Below are 8,482 nucleotides of genomic sequence, written 5' to 3' on the forward strand. Positions count from 1 at the left end.
CGGTCGTGTGCCGTCAGGCCGCGGCGGGTGCCGGCCGGCTGCCCGTGCTTCCCGTGCCGGCCGCGCGGCGGGCCATGAAGGCCGCCACGATCTCGGCGATGCCGATGAGGATGAGCATGATGCCCGCGAGCCGGGCGAGCAGCACGAGCGAGGACCCGGGGAAGATCGCCACGACGAGGCCGGCGATGATCGACACGACGCCGCAGACGATGAGGAAGACGCGGGTGCCGGTCGTGCGGTCCGAGCCGAAACCCTGAACCAGGGCCGCGATGCCCTCGGCGATCCAGCCGATCGCGATGAAGAGCGCGATGACGAAGAGCGAGGCGTTGGGCCGGAAGAGGCAGATCACACCGGCGACGATGGAGAGCACGCCGAGCACCATGGAGACCGGCTTGACCCAGCCCGGCTCGCTCGGCAGGACCCGACTGACGGAGAGGCGCACGGCCCCTGCCGCGATGAGCTGCAGCCCGAAGGTGATCGCCACCACGAGGAGGGTCGCCTCGGGCCAGACGAGGACGATCACTCCCAGGACGAGGGACAGGATGCCCAGTGCGACGAGAGGGCCCGACCAGCCGGACGGGCTCGTGGCGGGTGATGCCGGGTTCGGGACGGTCCGCGACATGGCTTCCTCCTGAGGGTGAGCTGATGCCCGAGATGCGACACCTCCATCTTCGTCCCGGGACGGCCACCTCCGCCGGCGTTTCGGGCGCGACCCGCGCGACGGCATACGGCAGCCGTGGCGACCCCTCCGGCTGACCGATAGCGTCGGCGAGGTGAACATCATCTTCGTGGAGCCCTCGTTCCCGGCGAACCAACGTCGCTTCGTCCACGCGCTCGCCTCTGTGGGGGCGAACGTCTACGGCATCGGCGAGTCCGACGAGGCCCACCTCGGCGACGACGTGCTCGGTGCGCTGCGCGGCTACTACCGCGTCGGGTCGGTGACGAACGTCGACCAGATGGTCGAGGCGGTCCGTCACTTCCAGGGCAAGGTGTGGATCGACGCCCTCGAGGCGACCGTCGAGGCGCACACGATGCCGGCAGCGCAGGTGCGCGAGGTGTGCGGCATCCCCGGCACGAGCGTGCGCACGACGTGGCTGTGCCGAGACAAGCCGTCGATGAAGGAGGCGCTGCGCCAGGCGGGGGTCCCCACGGCTGCCAGCGCCGCCGTCGACTCGGCCGCCGAGGCGCGCGCCTTCGCCGAGCGCGAGGGCTACCCCCTCATCCTCAAGCCACGCGCGGGCGCCGGCGCCCAGGGCACGGTCCGCGTCGACAGTGACCACGAGCTCGAGGAGGCGCTGGCGGCATACGGCCGCGAGGGGGCGAGCTCGATCGCCATCGAGGAGTTCGTCGAGGGGCACGAGGGCTTCTACGACACGATCACCCTCGACGGCCACGTCGTGCACGACTGGGCGACGCACTACTACCCCAACGTCCTCGAGGCGATGCGCCACCGCTGGGTCTCGCCGCAGTTCATCACGACGAACCGCATCGACGAGCCGGGCAACGCCTTCTACGCCGAGGTCCGCGACCTCGGCCGCCGCGTCATCGAGGCGCTCGGCATCGAGACATCAGCCACGCACATGGAGTGGTTCTACGGCCCGAAGGGCCTGAAGTTCAGCGAGATCGGCGCCCGGCCGCCGGGTGTCGGCGCGTGGGACGTCTACTCCGCCGCCAACGAGGTCGACGTCTACCGCGAGTGGGCGCACGTCATCACCCACCGCGCCCCCGAGCAGCAGATGAAGCGGACGTATGCCGCGGGCATCGTCGCGCTGCGCCCCGACCGCGACGGGTCGGTCACCGGCTACACCGGCATCGACGAGATCCAGTCGCGCTACGGCGAGTGGGTCATGGACGGTCACTTCCCGCCGGTCGGCCACGGCACCCAGGCGGTCGAGGCGGGCTACATGGCCAACGCCTGGGTGCGGCTGCGTCACCCCGACTTCGACACGGCGCGCGCCATGCTCGACGACGTGGGCCGCACCATCCACATGCACGCCGGCTGAGCACCCGCCGATGTCGACGACGATCCTGCTCGGACCGCAACGGTTCACCACCACGGTCGGTTCGACCCTGCGTGCCCTCGAGCTGACCGGGCGCATCGCCATGGTCAACTCCGGCTGGGAGGAGCGCGAGTCCGACGACGCCGAGCTCGCCGGTCACCTCGACGGCCGCGGCGTCAACCTCCGGCTGCACCACCGGATGCTCGACGTGCTGGCCAAGGACCGGCACGTCGCCGCGGCGGCGCTCGCGTTCCGCGACCGCATGGACGAGCTGCGCGCCTTCTACGGCATCCGGCTGCAGGCGGCGATCGACGCCGTGCAGGCGGTCGCGCACCGCACGTCGCTGCACGGCGTCGGTCCCGTCGCCGAGGAGGCCGCGATCGAGGCCGTGCGCGACGTCGACCGGTGGTATGCCAGCCAGCTTGCCGAGCTGTACCGCTCGACCCGAGCCACTGCGGCGCCTGACGCGAGCGGCACCTTGGGCTGGCACCGAGGCGAGATCGGCGCGATCCTCGACGAGTGCGAGGCCGTCGTCATCGCCGGCGGCAACGTGCGCACCCTGCTGTGGACGCTCCGCTTCTTCGACGTGACGCTCCGTCCCGAGCAGACGGTCGTCGCCTGGTCGGCCGGAGCGATGGCGCTGACCGACCAGGTCGTGCTCTTCCACCACTTCGCACCGCAGGGCGTCACGGCGGCCGAGGTGCACGACACGGGGCTCGGCCGGGTGTCGGGCGTCATCGCCCTGCCGCACGCCAAGCGGCGCATGCAGCTCGACGACCACGAGCGGATGTCGGTCCTGGCGAGGCGCTTCGTCGAGCACCGGCTGCTGCTCCTGGACGACGGCGCCGTCGTGCGCTTCCCCGACGGCGCGACCGACCTGCCTCCGGGCGCCCGCGTCATCGACCGCACCGGTCACGTGTCCGTGGTGGGCGCCGCATGAGTGCCATGGAACGCCTCGCCATCAACCTGCTGCGCGATCGGATGCCGCTCGACGGGCCGATGATCGACCGCTTCCTCGAGCGCCACGGCTGCCCGATCGTCGAGGGCGAGCGGGCGACCTTCCTCTACCGGGGCGACGTCGACGAGGTGTGGGTGCGGCACCGGGTCGTGGGTCTGCCGGACCCGTTGCCGCTCAAGCGGATCGGTGAGTCGGACCTCTGGGCCGTGACGACCGTGCTGCCCGAGGGGTCGCGGGTCGAGTACCAGATCGAGATCCGCAAGGGCGAGCACTACGAGCGCTTCAACGACCCGCTCAACCCCCGTCTCGCCCACAGCCCGATGGGGTCGTCGTCGGTGTGCGCCGCGGTCGGCTACCGCGTGCCCGAGTGGGTCGCCGTCGACCCGGAGGCCAGGCCCGGCACCCTCGTCGAGGAGCAGGTCCGCAGCAAGGCCCTGCGGCGCGACCAGCCAGTGCAGATCTACCTGCCCGCCCGCTTCAACCGGGCGCAGCGCTACCCGTTGCTCGTCGTGCACGACGGCACCGACTACCTCCAGTTCGCCGCGATGAAGACCGTCCTCGACAACCTCATCCACCGGCTCGACATCGACCCGCTCGTCGCGGTCTTCGTGCCGCCGCGCGACCGGCTCAAGGAGTATCCCAACCACGCGCCGCACGCCCGGTTCATCGCGCGCGAGCTCGTGCCGATGCTCACCGAGCGACTACCCCTGGTCGACGCTCCGGAGGCGCGCTGCCTCATGGGCAGCTCGTTCGGCGGCGTCGCCTCGCTCTCGACGGCGGTGCGCTATCCCGGCTTCTTCGGCTCGCTGATGCTCCAGTCGGCCTCGCTCGTCTTCACCGACATCGGCTTCGAGCACGGCGGCGGTCCGGCGTTCGACCCGGTCGTGAAGTTCGTCAACCGTTTCCGGGAGAAGCCGACCGCGGTCGTCGACCGGATCTTCATGTCGTGCGGCGTCTACGAGCCGCTCATCAGCACGAACCGGTCGATGGTCCCGGTCTTCCGCCAGACCGGCATGACGGTGCGCTACGCGGAGTCGCGCGACGGCCACAACTGGGAGAACTGGCGCGACCGTCTCGGGGACGGCCTGTCCTGGCTCTTCCCCGGACCCCAGAAGTTCGTCTACGAGTGAATGCAACTGAGAGGGCAGGCAATCCATGAAGATGACCGACCGGTGGCACTCCGACCGTCTGGGCCAGGACATCAGCGTTGCGAGGTGGGGCACCTACGGCGCGCCCGTGCTGCTCTTCCCGACCGCGGGCGGTGACGCGGAGGAGGTCGAGCGGCACCACCTGATCGCCCACCTCGAGCCCCTCATCTCCGCCGGCCGCGCCAAGGTCTACTCCGTCGACAGCGTCGCCGGCCGCGCCCTGGCCCAGCACCGCGGCACCGTCGAGCACCGCCTCGCCCTCTTCAACGCCTTCCACGAGACGATCGCCCGCGAGGTGATCCCGGCGATCCACTCCGACCTCGGCGGCCACCACGTCCCGGTCACCGTCGCCGGATCGTCCATCGGCGCCTTCAACGCCCTCGCCATCACGTGCCGCTACCCCGAGCTCGTCCAGTCGGCGGTCTGCATGAGCGGGACGTATGCCATCGAGAAGTTCCTCGGCGGCCACGTCAACGACGACCTCTACTTCAGCTCGCCGCTGCGCTTCCTGCCCGACCTCGAGGGCCCGTCCCTCGACGTGCTGCGCACCCGGATGGTCGTGCTCGCCTCGGGCAGTGGCCGGTGGGAGGACGTCGGGGAGTCGCTTGCCGTCGCCCACGTGCTCGGGAGCAAGGGCATCCCCAACCGCGTCGACGACTGGGGCAGCGCCTACGACCACGACTGGCCGACGTGGTGGGCGATGCTCCCGCTCTACCTCGACGACCTGCTCCCGTGACGGGACGGCCGTTCCTGCTGCTCACCTCCCGGGTCGACGACGTGCTGGCGGAGCAGGAACGGTCGGCGTTCCTGCGACTGACCGGTCTCGCCGCGGACGCCGTCGTGCACGTGCGCCTCGAGGAGGGACCCGTCCTGCCCCTGGACGTGACGGCATACGCAGGGGTCGTCCTGGGTGGCAGCCCGTTCACCGTGAGTGAGCCGGACTCGGCGAAGTCGGCCACGGAGCGGCGCGTCGAGGACGAGCTGACCGTGCTGGTGCGCGAGCTCGTGGCGCGCCAGGTGCCCTACCTCGGGCTCTGCTACGGCGTCGGCGCGACCAGCCTCGCGCTCGGCGGCGTCGTCGACCGGACCTACGGCGAGCCCGTCGGCACGACGACCGTGCGCGTGACCGAGGCGGGCCGTGACGACCTGATCTTCGGGCCACTGCCCGAGGTCTTCGCCGCGTTCGTCGGCCACAAGGAGGCGGCCACTGAGCCGCCCCCGGGCGCCGTCGTCGTCGCGACGAGCGACGCGTGCCCGGTGCAGGCGTACCGGGTCGGGCCGTGCGCGTGGGTCACACAGTTCCATCCCGAGCTGGAGCCTGAGGCCTTCGTCGAACGGATCCGGGCCTACGCCCAACTCGGCTACTTCCGGCCGGACGAGCAGGACGCGATCATCGACGTCGTCCGCGCCGCCGACGCGTCGGCCGCGCACGACGTCCTGCGCCGGTTCGTCGCCGAGTTCGCCTGACCCCAGCGACCGAGACACCCCACACTCGAGTGCCCACTTCCCGACGCACCCCGGCGTCGGGAAATGCGCACTCGACTGGACGTGCGCGTCGGGAACTGCGCACTCGACTGGACGTGCGCGTCGGGAACTGCGCACTCGACTGGAAGTGACCGTCGAGTGCTCACTTTCCTGCGCGCGGCGGCGTCGGGAAATGGGCACTCGATCGGGACGGGCCACGTGGGTGGGCGGGGCGTCGTAGCGTACGTCGCATGGAGACGAAGACCGCCGCCGCGACCGCGACATCCGGCCCGTCGCGCGGGGCGCACCCCGCCGACGTCCACGACACGATCCGCGTCCAGGGCGCGCGGGAGAACAACCTCAAGGACATCAGCCTCGAGCTGCCGAAGCGCCGGCTCACTGCCTTCACCGGCGTGTCCGGCTCGGGCAAGAGCTCGCTCGTCTTCGCCACGATCGCAGCCGAGTCGCAGCGGATGATCAACGAGACCTACAGCGCCTTCGTCCAGGGCTTCATGCCGTCGCTGGCGCGGCCCGAGGTCGACCTCCTCGAGGGCCTGACGACCGCGATCATCGTCGACCAGGAGCGCATGGGCGCCAACCCCCGCTCGACCGTCGGCACCGCGACCGATGCCAATGCCATGCTCCGCATCCTCTTCAGCCGCATCGGCACGCCGCACATCGGGCCGCCGACCGCTTTCGCGTTCAACGTCCCGACCCGGGTCGCGAGCGGGGTCATGAAGACCGACCGCGGCAACCGGCAGGAGACCTCGATCGTCCGTGAGGCCGTCTACCAGGGTGGCATGTGCGCGCGCTGCGAGGGGATGGGATCGGTCAACGACTTCGACCTCACCGCGATCTACGACGAGAGCAAGTCGCTCTCCGAGGGCGGGCTGCTCGTCCCCGGCTACAGCATGGACGGCTGGTACGGCCGCATCTTCAGCGGCGCGGGCCTGCCCATGGACAAGCCCATCGGGAAGTTCACGGCGAAGCAGCTCCAGAAGCTCCTCTACGGCCAGCCGGAGAAGATCAAGGTCGAGGGCGTCAACCTCACCTACGAGGGCGTCCTCACCAAGGTCCAGAAGTCGATGCTCTCCAAGGACCTCGACGCGATGCAGCCGCACGTGCGCCGCTTCGTCGAGCGCGCCGTCACCTTCACCACGTGCCCGGACTGCAACGGCACCCGCCTGTCGAAGGAGGCGCTGTCCTCGAAGATCAAGGGCAAGAACATCGCTGACCTGTGCTCGATGCAGATCAGCGACCTCGCCGTGTGGCTGCGTGACCTCGACGAGCCGTCGGTCGCTCCTCTGCTGCGCGGCCTGCAGCACCTGCTCGACTCGTTCGCCGAGATCGGCCTGGGCTACCTCTCCCTCGACCGTCCGGCCGGCACGCTCTCCGGGGGAGAGGCCCAGCGCACCAAGATGATCCGGCACCTCGGGTCGTCGCTCACCGACGTGACCTACGTCTTCGACGAGCCGACGATCGGCCTCCACCCGCACGACATCGCGCGGATGAACTCGCTGCTGCTCCAGCTGCGCGACAAGGGCAACACGGTCCTCGTCGTCGAGCACAAGCCGGAGACCATCGCGATCGCGGACCACGTCGTCGACCTCGGACCGGGGGCCGGCACCGCCGGTGGCGACGTGGTCTTCGAGGGCACCGTGGAGGCGCTGCGCCGGAGTGACACCGTCACCGGCCACCACCTCGACGACCGGGTCAGCCTCAAGGAGGCCCTGCGCGAGGCCTCCGGTGCGCTGGAGATCCGGGGCGCCTCGACGCACAACCTGCGCGACGTCGACGTCGACATCCCCCTCGGGGTGCTCTGCGTCGTCACGGGTGTCGCAGGCTCGGGCAAGAGCTCGCTCATCCACGGGTCGGTCGCGGACCGCGAGGGGGTCGTCGTCGTCGACCAGGGCGCGATCCGGGGCTCGCGTCGCAGCAACCCGGCCACCTACACCGGTCTGCTCGAGCCGATTCGCAAGGCGTTCGCCAAGGTCAACGGCGTCAAGCCCGCGCTCTTCAGCTCCAACTCGGAGGGCGCGTGCCCCGCCTGCAACGGCGCCGGCGTCATCTACACCGAGCTCGGCGTCATGGCGACCGTCGAGTCGACGTGCGAGGAGTGCGAGGGCCGGCGCTTCCAGGCCGCGGTGCTCGACTACGAGCTGGGCGGACGCAACATCGCCGAGGTGCTCGCCATGCCGGTGACCGAGGCGCTCGACTTCTTCGCGGAGGGCGAGCCCCGTACCCCGGCGGCCCACACGATCCTGACGCGGCTCGCCGACGTCGGTCTCGGCTACCTCACGCTCGGCCAACCCCTCACCACGCTGTCCGGGGGCGAGCGCCAGCGCCTCAAGCTCGCCGCGCAGATGGCCGAGAAGGGCGACGTCTACGTCCTCGACGAGCCGACCACGGGCCTGCACCTCGCCGACGTCGAGAACCTGCTCGGCCTGCTCGACCGGCTCGTCGAGTCCGGCAAGTCGGTGGTCGTCATCGAGCACCACCAGGCGGTCATGGCGCACGGCGACTGGATCATCGACCTCGGGCCGGGCGCCGGCCACGACGGCGGCAACGTCGTCTTCGAGGGGACGCCGGCCGACCTCGTCGCGGGTCGCTCGACCCTGACGGGCGAGCACCTTGCCGCTTACGTGGGAGCCTGACCGGCGTGACGGCAGACCTCGGGACCTCCCAGCGCGACCTGCGGATCGCGATCGTGGGCTTCGGCCTGCGCGCCAGCCTCGCCCGCTACGCCCACCGCCCCGGCGAGGGCAGCCGCGTCACGGTCGTCTGTGACCCGGCCGAGCGGGGCCGCGCGGACGCTTCAGAGCGCATCGACGGCATACGCCTCGTCGAGTCGCTGGACGAGCTGCTCGCACCCGACCTGCGAGCGGAGGTCGACGCGGTGCTCGTCCTGACCC

General features: G+C 70.8%; 7 protein-coding genes and 1 pseudogene. 7 read left to right on the forward strand and 1 reads right to left on the reverse strand.

What is annotated here, in order from left to right; genetic code table 11:
* Positions 1 to 13 precede the first annotated feature (13 nt).
* Positions 14 to 622 (reverse strand): HdeD family acid-resistance protein, encoded by a 609-nt coding sequence (locus tag AC1DP0_RS13550; RefSeq protein WP_478085077.1) that lies wholly within the window; start codon positions 620 to 622, stop codon positions 14 to 16.
* Positions 623 to 773: 151 nt separating this feature from the next.
* Between AC1DP0_RS13550 and AC1DP0_RS13555 the strand changes: the two genes are divergently transcribed.
* From AC1DP0_RS13555 to AC1DP0_RS13585, 7 genes and pseudogenes are all read left to right on the forward strand, one after another.
* Positions 774 to 2,003, forward strand: coding sequence for an ATP-grasp domain-containing protein (locus AC1DP0_RS13555; RefSeq protein ID WP_478085078.1), 1,230 nt, complete (start codon positions 774 to 776; stop codon positions 2,001 to 2,003).
* A 10-nt stretch (positions 2,004 to 2,013) separates the two neighbouring features.
* On the forward strand, positions 2,014 to 2,940 hold the full coding sequence (locus AC1DP0_RS13560; RefSeq protein ID WP_478085079.1) for a type 1 glutamine amidotransferase family protein: 927 nt from the start codon (positions 2,014 to 2,016) through the stop codon (positions 2,938 to 2,940).
* Positions 2,941 to 2,945: 5 nt separating this feature from the next.
* On the forward strand, positions 2,946 to 4,088 hold the full coding sequence (locus AC1DP0_RS13565; RefSeq protein WP_478085080.1) for an alpha/beta hydrolase-fold protein: 1,143 nt from the start codon (positions 2,946 to 2,948) through the stop codon (positions 4,086 to 4,088).
* Positions 4,089 to 4,113: 25 nt separating this feature from the next.
* The gene (locus tag AC1DP0_RS13570) at positions 4,114 to 4,842 is read left to right on the forward strand and encodes an esterase family protein (protein ID WP_478085081.1); all 729 of its coding nucleotides are present in this window, start codon (positions 4,114 to 4,116) and stop codon (positions 4,840 to 4,842) included.
* A complete protein-coding gene (locus AC1DP0_RS13575; protein ID WP_478085082.1) occupies positions 4,839 to 5,573 on the forward strand; it encodes a glutamine amidotransferase in 735 nt (244 codons plus the stop codon). Before AC1DP0_RS13570 ends, AC1DP0_RS13575 begins: the two co-directional genes overlap by 4 nt.
* A gap of 248 nt (positions 5,574 to 5,821) precedes the next feature.
* Complete coding sequence (locus AC1DP0_RS13580; RefSeq protein WP_478085083.1) at positions 5,822 to 8,224, forward strand: ATP-binding cassette domain-containing protein; 2,403 nt, start codon at positions 5,822 to 5,824, stop codon at positions 8,222 to 8,224.
* A gap of 5 nt (positions 8,225 to 8,229) precedes the next feature.
* Positions 8,230 to 8,482: pseudogene (locus AC1DP0_RS13585) on the forward strand (gfo/Idh/MocA family oxidoreductase); the annotation flags it as partial.

Source organism: Terrabacter sp. P5_B1, assembly GCF_056400505.1.

Bases quoted from the DNA above. Each gene is read 5' to 3' on its own strand.
- AC1DP0_RS13550 (WP_478085077.1), bottom strand. From the start codon at position 622: ATGTCGCGGACCGTCCCGAACCCGGCATCACCCGCCACGAGCCCGTCC.
- AC1DP0_RS13560 (WP_478085079.1), top strand. From the start codon at position 2,014: ATGTCGACGACGATCCTGCTCGGACCGCAACGGTTCACCACCACGGTC.
- AC1DP0_RS13565 (WP_478085080.1), top strand. From the start codon at position 2,946: ATGGAACGCCTCGCCATCAACCTGCTGCGCGATCGGATGCCGCTCGAC.
- AC1DP0_RS13570 (WP_478085081.1), top strand. From the start codon at position 4,114: ATGAAGATGACCGACCGGTGGCACTCCGACCGTCTGGGCCAGGACATC.
- AC1DP0_RS13580 (WP_478085083.1), top strand. From the start codon at position 5,822: ATGGAGACGAAGACCGCCGCCGCGACCGCGACATCCGGCCCGTCGCGC.